Below are 17,932 nucleotides of genomic sequence, written 5' to 3'. Positions count from 1 at the left end.
TCAGGAGCGGTCTTCTTCGATGTGCTCAGCAATGGCGCGGTGAACGACGGCGACGAATGACAGGAACAAGCACCCGACCAGTAGCGAGCCGGCGAGGGTCAGCAGGTCCGAAACCGGTTGTCCGAGGGCGAACTGCATGACCCCGAAGCCACCGACGAGGACGGCAGAGATGAATGCCACGACGCAGAGCAGTCGTGAAATCTTGTACGACAGGCGTTCGTTGGATGCGGTCGCACGTGACGCTCGGTGTCCGAGGTCAGCCACGAGCAACCTCGAGCGCGTGCTGCAGGTCCGCAGGGTACGGACTCTCGAAAGTCACCCACTCCCCTGAACCGGGGTGCTCGAAGCCGAGCTTCACCGCGTGCAACCACTGGCGGTCGAGGCCGAGCTTCTTGGCCACGGTGGGGTCGGACCCGTAGAGCGGATCGCCGACGCAGGGGTGGTGCAGCGCGGAGAAGTGCACCCGGATCTGATGGGTGCGGCCGGTCTCCAAGTGGATCTCGAGCAGCGACATCGATCGGAAGGCCTCGAGCAGTTCATAGTGGGTCACGCTCTCGCGACCCGACTGCATCACCGCGAACTTGTAGTCGTGATTGGGGTGGCGACCGATCGGAGCCTCGATCGTGCCGACGACAGGGTCCGGAAGTCCTTGCACGAGAGCGTGATACGTCTTGTCGACGGTCCGGTCACGGAACGCCTGCTTGAGCACCGTGTAGGCCCGCTCCGACTTGGCGACGACCATCAGACCGGACGTGCCGACGTCGAGGCGCTGGACGATGCCCTGCCGCTCCGGAGCACCCGAGGTGGAGATGCGGTAACCGGCCCCGGCCAGTCCGCTCACGACGTCCGGACCGTCCCAACCGACACTCGGGTGTGCGGCGACACCCGCCGGCTTGTCGACGACGACGATCTCGCTGTCGTCGTGGATGATGCGCAGGTTGTCGATCCTCTGGGGCTTGACCTGCGGGGTGCGGTCGACCTGCGCGGGGATGTCGACTTCGAGCCACTGACCGGCACTCACACGGTCGGACTTGGTGACCGGACGATGGTCGAGGGTCACCGCACCTGAGGTGACCAGTTCGACCGCACGGGTCCGGGAAAGACCGAGCATCCGAGCCATTGCGGCGTCGACGCGTTCGCCTTCGAGACCTTCGGGAATCGACAGCGCTTTGAGTTCACTCATCGTCGGACACCTGCCTGCTGTGGGCCGGCGCATCCTCTGTCACTTTGGTGCCGTCGAGACCGATGCCGCGGATCGACAGCAACGCGATCAGACAGGCGGCGGTGACGACGCAGATGTCGGCGACATTGAAGATCGGCCAGTTCGGCAGTTCGAGGAAGTCGACGACATGCCCTTTGCCGAAGCCGGGCTCACGGAAGAAACGGTCGGTCAGGTTGCCCAGCGCCCCGCCGATCAGCAGACCCAGACCGAGCGCCCAGACCCGACTGCGCAGCTTGCGTGCCGAGTAGATGGTGAACGCGATGACGACGCACGCGATGATCGTCAACACCCAGGTCGCGTTCGTGCCGATGGAGAACGCCGCGCCCGGGTTGAACGTCAGCCGCAGCTGCAGCAGCGTCCCGATCAACTCTCGTGGCTGCCCGGGTTCGAGGGCCGCCAGGGCCCACTCCTTGGTGCCCTGGTCGAGGGCGAACCCGGTCGCAGCGACCACTGCGAGCAGGCCGACGGACCCTCGACGGGTCACGCGGGATCTACGGACGGATGGACTCAGCGGCGTTCCTGCTTCTGTTTGCATTGCAGGCACAGTGTCGCACGCGGGAAGGCCTGCAGCCGAAGCTTGCCGATCGGCTTGCCGCAGCTTTCGCACTGACCGTAGGTGCCGTCATCGGTGCGGGCCAGCGCACGCGCCGCCTGCTCCATCGACGCACGGTTGGTCTGGGCGAGCGAGTACTCGTACTCCCGCTCGAGGGCTTTGCTGCCGACGTCGGCCTGGTCGTCACCCGCCCCGACATTGCCGTCGTCGAGGAGACCGGCGATGTCGGCTTCGATCGACTTCAGCTCGTGCTCGAAGTGGTTGATCTCGTCGGTGAGTTCCTTACGCACGTCGGCGATCTCTTCTGCGGTCCACGGCGATTCGTCCTCGCGGACGACGAGATCGGCAGCCGCCTTCGCGGAGCTCTTCTTCGCCGTGGGCACCGGCACCGGCGCGGCCTGTGCCTCGATGGCGGTCTTGACCGGAGCCTTGGACGCGGCCTTCTTCGTCGGCGCGCTCGTGGCCGCGGTGGCCTTCGTCGGCGCAGCCTTCTCGGTGGTCGCGGCCTTCGCCGTCGCCTTCTTGGCGGGCGTCGTCTTGGCAGCTGTCTCGGTAGTTGCGGCCGTCGTGGACGACGCCTTCTGTGCTGCCGCCTTCGCCGGGGCGCTCTTCGTCGCCTTCTTGGCCGTGCTCGCCGAGGTCTTCGCGGGTGCCTTCTTCGCAGCGGTCTTCTTGGCGGTGGTCGTCTTCGCAGCGGTCTTCTTGGCGGTGCTCTTCGCAGCTGCTTTCGCCGGTGCAGCCTTGGTCGTGCTCTTCGCAGCCGACGCGGCGGACCCGGCCGCCGTCGTCTTCTTCGCGGTGGTCTGTGCCGTGGTCGCCTTCTTGGCAGGAGCCGAATTCTTGGCAGCACTCTTTGCCGGAGCCGTCTTCGCGGCCGACTTCTTGGCAGTGGTCTTCTTCGCCGCGGGGACAGCCTTCTTGGTCGGTGCTTCCTCGGTGCCGTTCGAGGCCGCACGACCGCGACCGACCCCGGCCGCGCGCCCGACGACTCCGCCCGCACTGCGAAGGAGCGACCCGACGCGGGAACCCTGCTGCTTGTCTGACGCCGCCATGCCGGCCTTTCGTGAGTGGGTCACCCACCGGCGACCGAGACATCCGCCACACCGACGGATTGCCCGAGAATATGCGAATCACTCGCAGGTTTGGGGCCGAAACGCCAGAACATTGCGCGAATCCGGCTGGTACTGAACGCAAACAGGCAGCCACTCCGACGTGGAGTGGCTGCCCGTCGACGGACGGAGGACCAATCAGCCCTGTTTGTCGCCCTTGACGTCGTCGAGGCCGACGGTCTTGAGCTGGTCGAGCTGACCCTCGATGTAGCCGCGCAGCTTGCTGCGGTAGTCGCTCTCGAACCCGCGCAGCGATTCAATCTTCGCGTTCAGACCGTCGCGCTGTGAACCGAGATCGGTCAGCACTGAAGTGCGCTCGTCGGTCGCGGTCTTGATCAGGTCGTCGTGACGGGTCTGACCGGTGTTGATCAGTTCGTCATGGCGTGCCTGGCCGGTCTTGATCAGGTCGTCGTGCTTGGCCTGACCCGCGGAGATGAACTCGTCGTACTTGCGCTGACCGGTCTTGATCAGGTCATCGCGCTTGGCGTTGGCCTCGCCGACCACCTTGTCGTGGTGGTTCTTGGCGTCGCTGATGAGCTTGTCGCGCGTGGTCTCGCCCTCGCGCACGTGCTCGTCGTGCAGCTTCTGGGCCAGCGCGATGACACCGGCGGCTCCACCCGCCGCGCCACCGGCGAAACCGTGAGCGCCACCGTCGGGCTGCTGCGGTGCGGCAGCGGCGGCAGGCGCCTGAGCGGCGCGGTCCTTGGCGTCCTTCAGCTCCTGCTCGGCCTGCGTGACCTGTGCCCGCAACTCCTGCAGCTTCTTCTGCTCGGCCTGGGTGTCGCGCTGCGCCTGGGCGAGCTGTTCCCGGGCGGTCTTCAGACGGCCCTCGACATCCTTGAACTCACGCTCGGCGTCGGTGACCTTCGCCGTCGCTGCCTGCGAGTCCTGCGAAGGAGCGGATGAGGCCGGGGTGACGACCGGAGTCGCCTGCGTCGGCGCATCGGTGGACGCGGCCGGAACCGACGTCGCGGAATCGCTCTTACCGAGATTCGCCGGGCGACCGGAGGAACGACGGCAGTCGGCCAATTGGGCTGCGAGGTCTTCGTTCTCGGCGTTCAGCCGGCGCAACTCGACGACGATCTCGTCGAGGAAGTCGTCCACCTGAATCTCGTCATAGCCGCTCTTACCGAAGCCCTTCGGCTTGGTGAATTCCTTCTTGACTACGTCCTCAGGCGTCAACGCCATGTGGTCACCTCTTGGGGCCCATCAGGTCGATACGTGCGCACGCGGGACGGCACGACGAACCGACGATCGAAATTACGTCGCCGGTCAGCTTATGACACTGAGCAGCAAACTCACACTCAGCATGAGGACCAGGAATGCGAGGTCGAGCCGCACCTGCCCCAGACGCAGCGGCGGAATGACCTTGCGCAACGCCTTGAGCGGCGGGTCGGTCAGGGTGTAGACGCCCTCGGCGACCACCAGCACCGGACCCTTGGGACGCCACTCACGGGCGAAGACCTGGATCCAGTCGAACACCAGCCGAGCCAGCAGGACGATGAAGTACAGGTACAGAATCGACGCGAGTACGGATCTCAGCTGTTCCACTTACCACTCCAGACGATTGCGGCGAGCCCCGGACAAGGCCCGCCGCATCATCATCTCAGCTCTGGTTGAAGAGACCGCGCGAGGCCTTGGCGTCGCTGCCCGTGGTGGCCACCTCGACGCCCGACGGCGACAGCAGGAAGACCTTCGCCGTCACGCGCTCGATGGTGCCGTGCAGACCGAAGACCAGACCGGCGGCGAAGTCGACCAAGCGCTTGGCGTCGGTGTCGTCCATGTCGGAGAGGTTCATGATGACCGGGATTCCGTTGCGGAAGCTTTCACCGATCTCCTTCGCCTCGTTGTAGGTGCGCGGGTGGATCGCGTTGATACGGCTCATGTCGCCTGCCTTGGGGTGCGCCGCGACCGCAGCGATGTTCTTACGCAAAGGAGTGACCGCAGCAGGCTGCGTCTCGACCTCGGGCTCGTGCTCGACGTCGAAACCCGAGTCGGAGTAGTCGTCGTAGCCGTCGTGGTATTCGTGGCCGTACTCGTCGTACTCGTCCTTGTAGCGACGGTCTTCCTCGGCGAGTCCGAGGTACGCCATGGTCTTGCGCAGTGCGCCTGCCATCAGATGCTCCTTGAAGCGGTGAGCCGCTGGGTCGTCCGGTGTGGTCGCGGCTGACGCTACCGGCGCGGCGCACCGATGCCGTGGATTACCTACTGCGACACGCGGACACGACTTCGCATGCGCCCGGCGCAGGCCCCGGCCGGGCAGGTCAGAGGCTCGGGCGTGGCCCGAGAATCGCGCTGCCGACCCGGACGTGTGTCGCGCCGTGCTCGATCGCGGCTTCGAGGTCAGCGCTCATACCCGCGGAGATGCAGTCTGCCCCCGGGTGCACCGCCTGCACCGTGCCGGCGAGTTCAGCGAGCCGGGCAAATGCATCTCCGGCGTCGCCGCCGCGGGGCGCGACGGCCATAACCCCACGCAGGGTCAGGCGGTCGGCATCGGCGACCGACTGCGCCAGATCGAGCAGATCGTCGACCAGGACTCCCCCGCGTCCGGGGTCGCTGCCATCGAGGTCGACCTGCAACATGACGTCCACATCGCGTTCGTGGCGGGCTGCGCCCTTGGCCAGCGCGTTCACGATCTTCGCGCGGTCGACCGACTGGACGACGTCGGCATACGCCGACACGTGGCCGGCCTTGTTCGACTGCAACTGCCCGACGAAATGGACGCGCACGCCTTCACGTTCCGCAGCCGACAGGTCGGCCAGCTTCTGCGAGGCCTCCTGATCCTTGTTCTCACCGACGTGCTGAACGCCCAGATCGATCAATCGTCGGACGTCGTCGACCGGGAAGTACTTGGTGATGACGACGAGGTCCACCTCGCCCGGGTCGCGACCGACCGACCGTGCGGCACCGGCGATGCGCCGCTGCACCGTCGTCAGGTTGTCGCGGAGTTCCGCCGAGCGGCTCATGCGGCGTTCCTGCGCAGCGCGACCACGCCGGCAAAGCGGCCGGCTCCGTGGTCACGGCGGTGGGAGAACAGTTTCTGCTCCTCACGGGTACACCCTGGCACCCAGTCGAGGGGCACCCCCAGATCGTGCAACTGCGAAACCACGCCACCGGCGACATCGATCGCGGCGGTGCCCGACCAACTCACCGCATGGCTCGCCGGGAATTGCTGCGCTGCAACGCTTCTCATCTCGTCCGGCACTTCGTAGCAACGCCCGCACACCGACGGTCCGACGACGGCGCGCAGGTCGGCGGCCCCGAGCGAACGCATCTTTTGCACGGTGTTCGGAACGACTCCCGCAACCATGCCTGGACGCCCGGCGTGCACCGCCGCGACAAGGGGGCGATCGGTGGCGTACAGCAATACCGGGGTGCAGTCGGCCACGAGCACGACGAGCGCTTGGTCGAAGTCGGCGCCGATCTGGGCGTCTGCGCTCGGCGCGGGGTCGCACGGCAGCACCGCAACATCCGCGCCGTGAACCTGCGCCATGAAGTTCAGGGCGGATGCCGGTAGCTCGAGGGCGTCGGCCACTCGAGCGCGATTGGTCGCCACGGCGTCCGCGTCGTCACCGACGTGTCCTGCGAGGTTCAGCGAACTCCGTCCGCCGGTGCTCACGCCGCCGGCGACATCAGTGAACGCGAGGTCGACGAACCAGTCGCCGACCTCGCGTCGTTCACGCCACCAGAACAATGGCGGTGATCACTTCAGGAAGTCGGGAACGTCCAGGTCGTCGTCACCGTCGTCGAACGTCACCTCACGCGGCGGACGCGAGGTCGAGGACTGCTGGACGTGACCGGGCTGCTGGCGACCCTGACCATCCGGGCCCTGCCCTCCACCCTGCTGACCCGACTGCTGACCGTCACGCTGCTGGCCCGAGTTGGCTCCGCCCTGCTGACCCTGCTGGCCACCCTGGCCGAACTGGGGACGCTGCCCGCCCTGCTGCGCGCCGCCGGACTGCTGGCCCGCCGGGATCGCGCCGGCCGCCTCGGCCGGCGACTGCACCCGCTGACCGCCCTGCTGGCCCGACTGCTGGCCCGACTGCTGGCCCGACTGCTGCGCGTTCTGCTGCCCGCCCTGCTGGCTCACCTGTCCCGGAGCCTGCCGCTGCGGCGAACCCTGGATCTGACCGAGCGCACGGTCGTCGGTGCGCTTCTGAGGAGCACCCCCGTCGAAGCCGGCCGCGATGACGGTGACGCGCACCTCGTCGCCGAGGGCGTCGTCGATGACCGCACCGAAGATGATGTTGGCCTCCGGGTGAGCGGCTTCCTGCACCAGGCGTGCCGCCTCGTTGATCTCGAACAGACCCAGGTCGCTACCACCCTGGACCGACAGCAGCACGCCCTGCGCGCCGTCGATGCTGGCTTCGAGCAGCGGGCTGGAGATCGCGAACTCGGCGGCCTGGACCGCACGGTCCTCGCCGCGGGCCGAACCGATTCCCATCAGCGCGGAGCCCGCGCCCTGCATGACCGACTTCACGTCGGCGAAGTCGAGGTTGATCAGACCCGGGGTCGTGATCAGGTCGGTGATGCCCTGGACACCGGACAGCAACACCTGGTCGGCGCTGCGGAAGGCGTCGAGCATCGATACGTTGCGGTCGCTGATCGACAGCAGTCGGTCGTTCGGGATGACGATGAGGGTGTCGACCTCGTCACGCAGCGCGTTGATGCCGAGATCGGCCTGACCCGCTCGGCGGCGTCCTTCGAAGGTGAACGGGCGGGTGACCACACCGATGGTGAGCGCGCCGAGGTTCTTGGCGATCTTCGCGACGACCGGTGCACCACCGGTACCGGTGCCACCACCTTCGCCTGCGGTCACGAAGACCATGTCGGCACCCTTGAGGACCTCTTCGATCTCTTCCTGGTGGTCCTCGGCGGCCTTGCGACCGACCTCGGGGTCGGCGCCCGCGCCGAGCCCGCGGGTCAGCTCACGACCGACCTCGAGTTTCACGTCGGCGTCGCACATGAGCAATGCCTGCGCGTCGGTGTTGATCGCGATGAACTCGACGCCCTTGAGCCCCTGTTCGATCATCCGGTTCACGGCGTTCACCCCGCCGCCGCCGATGCCGACGACCTTGATGACTGCGAGGTAATTCTGCGGAGATGCCACGAACGTTGGCCTTCCTGTCGAGATCTATGGTCTTCAGTCGTTGGGCGACGTCATGCCACGGGCAACCCAAGGTACTTGCGCCGCATGTTACGCGTTCTCCTGGCCCGCCGCGACTGTCAAGTTCGACTTGACGTTGACTCGGCCAAACGCTCCAGGATCTGCGGTCCGAGTGCGGTGACGTCCCCGGCACCCACCGTGAGGACGAGGTCGCCCGGACGCGCCGTGGTGACGACGAGGTCGACCGTCTCCTGAGCCGAGTGCGTCCGGGTGCAGGGACGACGCATGGCCTGGGCGATGAGATCACTCGTCACACCCTCGACCGGCTGCTCGCGAGCCCCGTAGATGTTCATCAGCAGCACGACGTCAGCACCGTCGAGCGCCTCGGCCATACCGATCGCCTGGTCGCGAGTACGGCTGTACAGGTGCGGCTGGAAGACGACGATCAGTCGGCCGTCGCCACGCAGATGCCGACCGGTGCGCACGGCCGCCGCGAGCTTTCCCTGGTTGTGGGCGTAGTCGTCGACGACCCGGATGCCGCCGATCTCACCCTTGAGTTCGCACCGGCGCGACGTGCCCCGGAAGGCCGCCACCGAAGCGACCGCATCAACCGAGTCGACACCGAACCCGTACACCAACGCAGCGACCACGCCGGCGGCGTTCTCAAGGTTGTGAAAACCCGGAACGTTGAGTTGAAGGTTATGCGCGTTTCCCGCGATATCCCACAGAAGGCAGCCGGCCGACCAGCCCTGCTCCGCGAGCTTCTCGATCCGGACGTCCGCGCCCTCCTGCGTGCCGTAGGTGAGCACCGTGCGTCCGTGGTCCCGGGCCCAGCGAGCAAGATCCGCGCTGCCCGGATCGTCTGCACAGCACACGATGAGGCCGTCCGGATCCGTGGTAAGGGCGAAGGCGCGGTACGCCTCGACCAGCCGCTCGGTAGTGCCGTAGAAGTCGAGGTGGTCGTCCTTGACGCTGGTGATGATCGCGACGCGCGGGTGGTAGACGACGAACGATCCGTCGCTCTCATCGGCCTCGACGACGAACTCTTGCCCTGCTCCGACTCCTGAATTCGCTCCGACACCGAGAACCTCGGCACCGATCGCGAACGACGGGTCACGCCCGAGGTCGCGCAGCGCTGCCGTGGCGATACCGGACGTGCTGGTCTTGCCGTTCGCCCCTGCGACGGCCAACGCGGATCGAGTCTCGAGCACCAATGCCAGACCCTGCGAACGGTGCAACACCGGCAGGCCGCGTCGACGGACCTCGGACAGTTCGGGGTTGTCCTCCTTGATCGCGGACGACACCACGACCAGCGTTCCGTCGGGCAACGCAGCAGCCGTGGCGGCCTCGTAGCCGATCGTGATCCCGATTCCTTCGGCCGCGAGATTGTCCAGCACCGGCACCTCGGCATTGTCCGAGCCGCTGACCTCCAACCCGCGAGCACGCATCAGCCGCGCGACTCCGGACATGCCCGAGCCGCCGACGGCGATGAAATGCACGCGGTGAACCTCGTCGAGTGCCGGGAGCGGCGCGTTGAAGTCGAATCGCTCGTTGACGCCGTTGCTCACCTGTTCTCCTCCACCGACTCGGCGATCGCACGCTCGGCGAGGTCGACCAACGCGTCCGCGGCGCCGGCGTGCTGCTGTGCCCGCATGGCCGCACTCATGATCGAGAGCCGATCGGCGTCCGTGACGAGTCCGACCAGTTCGCTTTCGACCCACGAGCGGGTGAAATCGTCGTTGTCGATGAGCAGCGCTCCCCCGGCGGCGACGGTGTCGGCGGCATTCAGCTTCTGCTCACCGTTGCCGATCGGCAACGGCACGTACACCGACGGCAGTCCCACCGCGCTCGTCTCGCAGACCATTCCCGCACCGGACCTGGTGACGACCAGGTCGGCGGCTGCGTAACACAGGTCCATCCGGTCGGCATATTCGAGCACGGTGTACGGCGCCTTCGCCTCCGCGGCGTCGAAGCCCTTGCCACGCCCTGTGAGGTGAAGAACCTGGACGCCGGCTTCGGCGAGCGCGTCGCGCGCACCCCACACGGCTTCGTTCAACGAGAGGGCACCCAGCGATCCGCCGGTGACCAACAGCGTCGGCCGTTCGGCGTCCAGCCCGAACGTCTCACGAGCCCGACCTCGCAGTGCCGAGCGATCGAGTTCGGTGATCTCCCGGCGCAGCGGCAGTCCGATGACCTCGGCGCCGGGTAACGGAGTGCTGGAGAAGGTCGTGGCGACGTACGGCGTCATCCGGGCACCGAGCTTGTTGGCCAAGCCCGGACGGGCGTTCTGCTCATGGATGACGAAGGGCGTCCTGCGTCCGCGGGCAGCAAGATAGGCCGGCGTGCTGACGTGTCCGCCGAAACCGAGGACCACCTGGGCGTCGCGTTCGTCGAGCAGACTGCGGGTGCGCTTGACGGCCTTGCGGAAGCTACCCGGGAAACGGACAGCAGCACCGTTCGGACGACGAGGGAAGGCTACCTTCGGGATGAGGGTCAGGTCGTAGCCGCGCGCGGGCACGAGGTCTTCTTCCAGCCCCCCTTCGCTGCCGAGCACTGAAATCTCGACCTGTGGGTGGCGGGCCCGCAGCGCGTCCGCGGTGGCCAGCAGGGGCGACACATGGCCGGCGGTTCCACCGCCGGCCAGGACTACTCGTTCGATCGTCATGGGATCATCTTCCGCGTCGGCCGGTGGGCAGGATCGCCCGGGTGCGGCCTACCAGCTTCGGACGTTGGGCGAGTGCCGCCTTGCATTCGGGTTCGTTGCGGGCGAACGACATGACCATGCCGAGCGCGAACAGGCTGGTGACCAACTGGGAGCCCCCGGATGAAACCAGCGGCAACGGCACACCGATGACCGGCAGCAGTCCCAGCACGGAGGCCATGTTGATCGTTGCCTGCACCAGGATCCACGCCATCACGCCGGTGGTCGCCAAGCGGACGAAGAAGTCTTTGCTGGTTGAGATCAGGCGGTAGCAGGCGTAACCGATGGCCAGGTAGAGGCACAGCACGGTCAACGTGCCGGGCAGGCCGAGTTCCTCGCCGAGGATGGCGAAGATGAAGTCGTTGTGGGCCTCGGCCATCCAACCCCACTTCTCTCGGCTGGCGCCCAGGCCGACGCCCCACCAGCCACCGTCGGCCAGGGCGTACTTGCCGTGCACCGGCTGCCAGCAGCCGTCCTGGAGGGCACCCTCGGAGCAGCCGCCGAGCCAGGTGCTGATCCGGCCCATACGGTTGCCGGAGGTCCACACCAACACGGTGGCCGTCGCAGCGGCGACGGCGAGGCTGACGCCGAAGATCCGCAGTTTGATTCCGGCGACGAAGAGCACCGAACCGAGGATCGCCGCCAGCACCAAGGTCGTGCCGAGGTCGTGACCACCCATCACCAGTGCCATGAAGCCCAGGCCGCACGGGAAGATCAACGGGATCACCACGTGCTTGAACTCCGCCAGCCGCTTGCGCTTCATCGTCAGCACGCCTGCGGCCAACAGCACCAGAGCGATCTTGCCGAACTCCGACGGCTGCATCCGGAAACCGGCGACCTCGATCCAGTTGGTATTGCCCATGACGCTGACACCCAACGGGCTGAACACCAGGAGTTGCAGCGCCATGGCGAGCAGGAAGGTCGGCCAGCCCAGGTGCCGCCAGACCTTCATCGGCATCCGCGCGGCCACCACGGCGCCGATCACACCGATCACCGCGAACATCGCCTGGCTCTTGAAGACGGTGAACGAGGAGCCGGACTGTTGGTAGGAGGTGACGCTCGAGGCGGACAGCACCATGATCAGACCGAGCACGGTCAGTCCGCTGGTCGCGCCGAGCAGCAGGTAGTACGGGGCCGTCGGCGACTCCATCCGCTGCAGCGTGGCACGCAGGTCGCCGCGCCCGGTGCCAGCCGGTGAGTGGGCGGTCATCGCTCAGTCGGTGTTCGCCAGCGTGCGTGCAGCGGCGGCGAAGGCTTCGCCGCGGGCACCGTACGAAGCGAACATGTCGAGCGACGCCGCAGCCGGCGAGAGCAGGACGACGTCGCCCGGGTGTGCCAGGTCGGCAGCACGGCGCACAGCTTCGTCCATGACCTCAGTGTCGGTGCGATCGAGCACGACCACCGGAACATCCGGTGCGTGTCGCCTGATTGCCTGCGCGATCTGTTCCCGGTCGGCGCCGATGAGCACGGCAGCGCGCAGCCGAGAGGCGTTGTCGGCCACAAGGGCATCGACATCGGCTCCCTTGAGCTGACCACCGGCGACCCACACGATCGAATCGAAGGCACGCATCGCGGCCTCGGCGGCAGGCGGGTTGGTGGCCTTGGAGTCGTCGACGAAGCGCACGCCACCACGGGTCAGGACGTTCGCCATCCGGTGCGGCTGCGGCTGATAGGCGCGTAGTCCGTCACGCACCGCCAGCGGTCGAACGCCATACGCACGCGCCAGGGCGGCCGCGGCGAGAGCGTCCGAGACGTAGTGCGGCGCCGGCGGGTTGCCGTCGCGTCCGAGGTCCTTGCGCTGACACAGTTCGGCGGCCTGGTGGGCTCGGTCCTCTACGAAGGCGCGGTCAGCGAGCACATCGTCCACGACCCCCAGCATCGAGGGGTGCGGCGTCTTGAGGGTGAATCCGACGGCGCGGCAACCCTCCACGACATCGGCGTCCTCCACGAGCTTCTCGGTGGTGGGGTCGTCGACGTTGTAGACGCACGCGACCTGGGTGCGGTCGAAGATGCGGCCTTTCTGCCTGCGGTACTCCTCGAAGGACCCGTGCCAGTCGATGTGGTCGGGAGCGACGTTGAGCAGACAGGATGCATACGGGGAGATGCTGCGCGACCAATGCAACTGGAAGGTCGACAGTTCGACGGCGAGCACCTCGTAGGGCTGCGGGTGCAGAACTGCTTCGAGGATCGGCAGCCCGACATTGCCGGCCGCGGTGGCCCGTAGACCGGCGGAGCGCAGGATCTGTTCGAGCATGGTCACCGCGGTGGTCTTGCCGTTGGTACCGGTGATCGTCAGCCATGGCGCCGCACCCTGTCGCGGTCGCATCCGCCAGGCGAGTTCGATCTCGCCCCAGACGGGGACGCCGCCCGCTGCGGCGGACCGCATGAACGGGTGATCCGGTCGGACGCCGGGCGAGGTGACGACCAGGTCAGTGCCTGCCGGTACCTGTTGTTGGTGCTCGTTTCCCCAGCGGATCTCGGCACCGAGGATCTCCAGGATCTTGGCCCGCTCCTGCACGGTCCCGGACTCGTCGGTCGACAGGACCGTGACCTTCGCACCGCGTTCCAGCAGCGCATCGGCAGCGGCGTAACCCGACAGGCCGAGGCCCATCACGACGATGTCAAGGCCGGACCAATCGGCGTCGCGATGCGTGAGGTCACGCTCGCCCCCGCGGGGTTCGTACGAAGGGTCGACCGGCCAGAGCTGGTCGCCGGTCATCCGGCAACCCATTCGGCATAGAACAGTCCGAGTCCGAGTGCCACGCAGAGCCCGGCGATGATCCAGAACCGGATCACGACCGTGACCTCGTTCCACCCGACCATTTCGAAGTGGTGATGCAACGGCGCCATCCGGAACACGCGTTTGCCGCGGGACTTGAACGACCCGACCTGGATGATCACCGAAAGGGTCTCCAGCACGAACAGCCCGGCGAGAATCACGACGAGCAGTTCGGTGCGGGTCATGATCGCCAGACCGGCCAGCGCCCCGCCGAGCGCGAGCGAGCCGGTGTCGCCCATGAAGATCTTCGCGGGGGTGGCGTTCCACCACAGGAATCCGAAGCAGGCACCCATCACGCAGGCCGCCACCAGGGCGAGGTCGTGCGGGTCGCGGACGTCGTAACACTTGTTGCTGCCGATCGTTTCGCAGTTCTGGTTGAACTGCCAGATCGAGATGAGCACGTAGGCGGCGAACACCATCACGCTCGCGCCGGTGAGCAGTCCGTCGAGACCGTCGGTCAGGTTGGTGCCGTTGGAGGTGCCCGCGATGATGAGGTTCGCCCAGAGCACGAACAGCACCATGCCGACGCCGGTGCCGGCGAACGCCAGGTCGAACCAGGTGTCGCGCACGAAGGACACCTTGTAACTGGCCGGAGTACGTCCGCCGGTGTCGGGGAAGTTGAGGGCCAACAGCGCGAAAGAGACGCCGACGAAGGTCTGCGCGACCAGCTTCTGCCAGGCCCGCAACCCGAGTGAACGCTGGTTGCTGATCTTGATCCAGTCATCGGCGAACCCGACCGCGCCGAGGCCGACGATCAGGTACATCACCAGCAGTCCGGAGACGGTCGGCGCCGTCCACAACACCAGGTGCGCCAGGAAGTACCCGAGCACACAACCGACGATGATGACGGCGCCACCCATCGTGGGCGTGCCGCGCTTGGTGTGGTGCGTCGTGGGACCGTCGTCACGGATGAACTGTCCGTAGCCCTTACGGACGAGGAACTTGATGAACGCCGGGGTGCCGACCAGGCCGGTGGCGAGTGCGATCAACGCACCGATCAAGATGGCCTTCACGCCCTGGCACCCTTTCCGTCCGTGTCCACGAGCCGGTCGCCAAGGTAGCGCAGTCCGCAGTCACGGCTTGATTTCAGCAGGGCGATGTCGCCCGGCTTCAACGTACCGGTGAGCAACCGGAACGCGGCGTCGACGTCGTCGACGTGTTTGCACTCCACCCCTGCGGCCTGCGCGGCGCTGCCGATCGCGTCCGCGCCGGCACCGACGGTGATCAGCAGGTCGACGCCGAACTCGGCCGCCTTGCGTCCCACGCCGGCGTGTTCTTCGGCCGATGATTCGCCGAGTTCGAGCATCTGACCCAGCACCGCGACCTTGCGACCGCAGGCCGTCATCGTGGACAGCGCGCGCAGGGCCGCAGCCATCGAGTCGGGATTGGCGTTGTAGGCGTCGTTGACGATCGTGACGCCGTTGCCGAGCTCGTGCACTTCCATCCGCCAGCGGCTGACCGCGGCGGCGTTCTCGAACACGGACACGATGTGGTCGGCGTCCACACCCAGATGGCGGGCGGCCGCGTAGACCGCGAGTGAGTTGCCGACGTGGTGAACCCCGAACAGTCCCAACCAGATTCGACGCGGCTCACCGTCGCCGACGAGTGTGTACGAGGCACGCGACTTGTCGTCGAGTTCGATGTCGACGGCACGCAGGTCGGCGTGCTCACCGGTACCGACCAGCAGGACCGGGGCCATGCTGCGGCTCTTCATCGCGGCGACGCGCGGGTCGTCGGCGTTCAGGACGGCCAGACCGTCTGCAGGGAGCGCCTCGACGAGCTCACCCTTGGTCTGCGCGATCGCCTCCACCGATCCGAACTCCCCCACGTGGGCGCGTCCGACATTGAGCACGATGCCGACGTGCGGCGGCGCGATCCGGGTGAGGTAGGCGATGTGCCCCACACCGTCGGCGCCCATCTCCGCGACGAGGTAGCGGGTACCGGTGCTGACGCGGCACACGGTGAGCGGCACCCCCATCTCGGAGTTGAACGAACCCTCGGGGACGACCGAATCCGCCAGCGGTGACAGCACCTGACCGAGAAGGTCCTTGGTGGACGTCTTGCCCGAGCTGCCGGTGATGCCGACGATCCGCAGGTCATCGGCACGGTCGACGACAGCTCGTGCGAGGACGCCGAACGCGGTCTGCACGTCGTCGACGACGACCGTCGGCATGCCCTCGATCGCCCGACTGCCCAGTGTCGCGACCGCGCCCGATTCGGCTGCCGCAGAAGCGAAGTCGTGGCCATCGGCGAACTCACCGACGCGTGCGACGTACAGGCTTCCCGGTTCGGCCAGACGTGAGTCGGAGATCACCGCGCCATCAACCCGGACATCGCCTGCGTCTGCCGGCTCCAACCGTCCGCCGACCGCGTCGGCGATCTGGCGCAGGGTCATTGTGATCATTGCTTCTCGCTCTTCGGTGGGACGTACTTCAGGTCGTACAGGGTCGGCTTGCTACTGCTGGGTGGAACGTGACCGTGACGCAGCGCGGCCTGCATCAACTGGGAGAACACCGGGGCGGCGATCTCACCGCCGTAGATGCTCACCGCCTGCGGACGCTGCAGGGTCACCGACACGATGTACTGCGGCTTCTCCGCCGGCGCGAACCCGATGAACGAGGCCGTGTAACCGGCGTAGCGGCGGGTCTTCTCGTCGTACCGCTCCGCGGTACCGGTCTTGCCCGCGACGTTGTACCCCGGAACTGCCGCCTTCGGCGCGGTGCCCCCCTCGCCGACGACGGACTGCAGCATCCGGCTGACTTCACCGGCGACCTTCGGCGACACGACCTGAACAGCGACCCGGTCGTCCTGCGCAGCGGTGTAGCCACCGGATCCATCGCCGACACCCTTCACCAGCTTGAGCGGCTCGCGGACGCCGCCGTTCGCGATCGTCTGGAACACCGAGACCTGCTGCATGGAGTTACCGCTGACGCCCTGACCGAACATCACGGTGTACCGCGTGGGACCCTTCCACTTGTCGACCGGCGGAACATACCCGGAACTCTCTCCGGGGAATCGGACTCCGGTCGGAACGCCGAGACCGAACTTGTTCATGTAGCCCCGCAGCACCTGCGGCGACAACTTCTCCCCGACCTGGATCGTGCCGGTGTTGGAGGAGTCGGCAAGGATCCCCGCCGTCGTGTACTTCTCGGTGGGGTGCGGATGGGAGTCCTTGAACTTCTGGTCGGCACGCTCCAACTGGTAGGGCACGGTGAACACCGACTGCGGGGTCACCTTGCCTTCTTCGAGCGCAGCAGCCATCGTGATCACCTTGCTGGTCGAACCCGGCTCGTAGGCGTCGGCGAAGGGGCGCGACAGCAGTGAACCCTTGGCCGAGGCGATCTGGTTGTTGTCGAAGCTGGGATAACTGGCGGCCGCGACGATGTTGCCCTTGACGTCGGTCACGACAGCCTCACCCGACAGCGACTTGGTGCTCTTCACCTGTGCGGCGATGAGGTTCTGCGCCGTCCACTGCAGGTCGTTGTTGATCGTGAGTTGCACCGGCTTGCCGTCGACGGCAGGCGTGTCGGAATTGTCGGCGGTCGCGATCACGGTGCCGTCGGCCGCGCGTTCGTACACATGCGTGCCCGGCTTGCCGTTGAGTCGGCGGTTCTGCATCGCCTCGATGCCACCGCCGGGGCTGCCGTCGGCTCCCACCCACCCGATGAGCGGCGCGACCGATGTGCCCTGCGGGTACTCGCGCTTGACCGTTCGTTCGCTGAAGATGCCGGGGATGCGCAGATCGCTGACCTGCGTCCACTGCTGCGGCGAGACGTCCTTGACCAGGTACAGGAAACGCCGATTCTGCGTCTCGGCACGCTGCAAGGAGGAGCTGAGGGCTGCGGGATCGGCACCGACGATCGCCGCGATCGCCTCCGCGGCGCCCTTGAGTCCCATCTTCGTCTTCTTCACGCTGCCGTCAGGCTGCCGGTCACGCTTGACCCAGGTCGAAGCGGCCAACGGGTCGGCGGTGATGTTGCGTCGTTCGACAGACCTGGCCAGCGTGATGCCGTCGGCATCCACCACCTCGCCGCGCATGGCGGGAATCGTCACCCGATTGGCGCGTTCGGAGAAAGCCTGCTGCGACACCGAGGCTGCGTCGAGACCCTGAACCCGCAGCAACTGAGCGGCGAACACGGTGAAGATCATCGCGAACGCGACCAGCAACGCGCGAGCGCGACGACGCGGGTGTCCCAGACCGAGCTGGACCGGAAGACGCGGCCTGGAGCGGCCGGAGCCACCGGTCTGCGGACGGGGAGCGGCGCTCGATCCGGTGCGCGGACGAGCGGTGGAACCACTGCTGCGACGACCGGCGCGTGCGGCCGCCAGGTCGATCGTGGGCGAGGGACGTGAGGAGTTCCCGGAAGTCCTGCCCGCCGGTCGCGGCGGCCGGGTCGGGCGACCTGCCGTGCGCGGGTTCGAGGACCTGCGCGTGGACGATGACGTGCTGGATGACGTGCT

General features: G+C 67.0%; 17 protein-coding genes. All 17 read right to left on the bottom strand.

Going from position 1 to position 17,932, the window contains the following annotated elements; genetic code table 11:
- Window positions 1-264 (bottom strand): hypothetical protein, encoded by a 264-nt coding sequence (locus FB459_RS07950; RefSeq protein WP_141928074.1) that lies wholly within the window; start codon window positions 262-264, stop codon window positions 1-3.
- Complete coding sequence (locus FB459_RS07945) at window positions 257-1,183, bottom strand: RluA family pseudouridine synthase (protein ID WP_211345156.1); 927 nt, start codon at window positions 1,181-1,183, stop codon at window positions 257-259. The genes FB459_RS07950 and FB459_RS07945 overlap by 8 nt, the downstream gene beginning before the upstream one ends.
- Window positions 1,176-1,706: a signal peptidase II gene (lspA, locus tag FB459_RS07940; RefSeq protein WP_239702028.1), complete on the bottom strand. Its 531-nt coding sequence runs from the start codon at window positions 1,704-1,706 to the stop codon at window positions 1,176-1,178. The genes FB459_RS07945 and lspA overlap by 8 nt, the downstream gene beginning before the upstream one ends.
- Before the next feature lie 23 nt (window positions 1,707-1,729).
- A complete protein-coding gene (locus tag FB459_RS07935) occupies window positions 1,730-2,851 on the bottom strand; it encodes a TraR/DksA family transcriptional regulator (RefSeq protein WP_246092371.1) in 1,122 nt (373 codons plus the stop codon).
- 171 nt (window positions 2,852-3,022) lie between these two features.
- On the bottom strand, window positions 3,023-4,072 hold the full coding sequence (locus FB459_RS07930) for a DivIVA domain-containing protein (RefSeq protein ID WP_141928071.1): 1,050 nt from the start codon (window positions 4,070-4,072) through the stop codon (window positions 3,023-3,025).
- Between the two features lie 84 nt (window positions 4,073-4,156).
- Window positions 4,157-4,435, bottom strand: coding sequence for a YggT family protein (locus FB459_RS07925; RefSeq protein WP_141928070.1), 279 nt, complete (start codon window positions 4,433-4,435; stop codon window positions 4,157-4,159).
- A 55-nt stretch (window positions 4,436-4,490) separates the two neighbouring features.
- The gene (locus FB459_RS07920; protein ID WP_141928069.1) at window positions 4,491-5,000 is read right to left on the bottom strand and encodes a cell division protein SepF; all 510 of its coding nucleotides are present in this window, start codon (window positions 4,998-5,000) and stop codon (window positions 4,491-4,493) included.
- A gap of 148 nt (window positions 5,001-5,148) precedes the next feature.
- Window positions 5,149-5,850, bottom strand: coding sequence for a YggS family pyridoxal phosphate-dependent enzyme (locus FB459_RS07915; RefSeq protein ID WP_141928068.1), 702 nt, complete (start codon window positions 5,848-5,850; stop codon window positions 5,149-5,151).
- Window positions 5,847-6,578, bottom strand: a complete 732-nt coding sequence (pgeF, locus tag FB459_RS07910; RefSeq protein WP_141928067.1) for a peptidoglycan editing factor PgeF — start codon at window positions 6,576-6,578, stop codon at window positions 5,847-5,849. Before pgeF ends, FB459_RS07915 begins: the two co-directional genes overlap by 4 nt.
- Window positions 6,579-6,587: 9 nt before the next feature.
- A complete protein-coding gene (ftsZ, locus tag FB459_RS07905) occupies window positions 6,588-7,994 on the bottom strand; it encodes a cell division protein FtsZ (protein ID WP_141928066.1) in 1,407 nt (468 codons plus the stop codon).
- A gap of 116 nt (window positions 7,995-8,110) precedes the next feature.
- Window positions 8,111-9,559: a UDP-N-acetylmuramate--L-alanine ligase gene (murC, locus tag FB459_RS07900; protein ID WP_141928065.1), complete on the bottom strand. Its 1,449-nt coding sequence runs from the start codon at window positions 9,557-9,559 to the stop codon at window positions 8,111-8,113.
- Entirely contained in the window at window positions 9,556-10,656 is a 1,101-nt protein-coding gene (murG, locus tag FB459_RS07895) for an undecaprenyldiphospho-muramoylpentapeptide beta-N-acetylglucosaminyltransferase (protein ID WP_141928064.1), read from the bottom strand. The genes murC and murG overlap by 4 nt, the downstream gene beginning before the upstream one ends.
- A gap of 4 nt (window positions 10,657-10,660) precedes the next feature.
- Window positions 10,661-11,902, bottom strand: coding sequence for a putative lipid II flippase FtsW (gene ftsW, locus FB459_RS07890; protein ID WP_141928063.1), 1,242 nt, complete (start codon window positions 11,900-11,902; stop codon window positions 10,661-10,663).
- A gap of 3 nt (window positions 11,903-11,905) precedes the next feature.
- A complete protein-coding gene (gene murD, locus FB459_RS07885; protein ID WP_141928062.1) occupies window positions 11,906-13,411 on the bottom strand; it encodes a UDP-N-acetylmuramoyl-L-alanine--D-glutamate ligase in 1,506 nt (501 codons plus the stop codon).
- Window positions 13,408-14,484: a phospho-N-acetylmuramoyl-pentapeptide-transferase gene (mraY, locus tag FB459_RS07880; RefSeq protein WP_141928061.1), complete on the bottom strand. Its 1,077-nt coding sequence runs from the start codon at window positions 14,482-14,484 to the stop codon at window positions 13,408-13,410. Before mraY ends, murD begins: the two co-directional genes overlap by 4 nt.
- On the bottom strand, window positions 14,481-15,875 hold the full coding sequence (locus tag FB459_RS07875) for a UDP-N-acetylmuramoyl-tripeptide--D-alanyl-D-alanine ligase (RefSeq protein ID WP_141928060.1): 1,395 nt from the start codon (window positions 15,873-15,875) through the stop codon (window positions 14,481-14,483). The genes mraY and FB459_RS07875 overlap by 4 nt, the downstream gene beginning before the upstream one ends.
- Window positions 15,872-17,638 (bottom strand): peptidoglycan D,D-transpeptidase FtsI family protein, encoded by a 1,767-nt coding sequence (locus FB459_RS07870; RefSeq protein ID WP_246092370.1) that lies wholly within the window; start codon window positions 17,636-17,638, stop codon window positions 15,872-15,874. The genes FB459_RS07875 and FB459_RS07870 overlap by 4 nt, the downstream gene beginning before the upstream one ends.
- Window positions 17,639-17,932 lie beyond the last annotated feature (294 nt).

It is taken from the genome of Yimella lutea (assembly GCF_006715095.1).
GTDB classification, from domain to species: domain Bacteria; phylum Actinomycetota; class Actinomycetes; order Actinomycetales; family Dermatophilaceae; genus Yimella; species Yimella lutea.
The sequence above is the reverse complement of the archived record's forward strand: the minus strand, read 5'-3'. Positions and strand labels throughout refer to the sequence as shown.

Bases quoted from the DNA above. Each gene is read 5' to 3' on its own strand.
- FB459_RS07945 (WP_211345156.1), bottom strand. From the start codon at position 1,183: ATGAGTGAACTCAAAGCGCTGTCGATTCCCGAAGGTCTCGAAGGCGAA.
- FB459_RS07930 (WP_141928071.1), bottom strand. From the start codon at position 4,072: ATGGCGTTGACGCCTGAGGACGTAGTCAAGAAGGAATTCACCAAGCCG.
- FB459_RS07920 (WP_141928069.1), bottom strand. From the start codon at position 5,000: ATGGCAGGCGCACTGCGCAAGACCATGGCGTACCTCGGACTCGCCGAG.
- FB459_RS07915 (WP_141928068.1), bottom strand. From the start codon at position 5,850: ATGAGCCGCTCGGCGGAACTCCGCGACAACCTGACGACGGTGCAGCGG.
- murG (WP_141928064.1), bottom strand. From the start codon at position 10,656: ATGACGATCGAACGAGTAGTCCTGGCCGGCGGTGGAACCGCCGGCCAT.
- ftsW (WP_141928063.1), bottom strand. From the start codon at position 11,902: ATGACCGCCCACTCACCGGCTGGCACCGGGCGCGGCGACCTGCGTGCC.
- murD (WP_141928062.1), bottom strand. From the start codon at position 13,411: ATGACCGGCGACCAGCTCTGGCCGGTCGACCCTTCGTACGAACCCCGC.
- FB459_RS07875 (WP_141928060.1), bottom strand. From the start codon at position 15,875: ATGATCACAATGACCCTGCGCCAGATCGCCGACGCGGTCGGCGGACGG.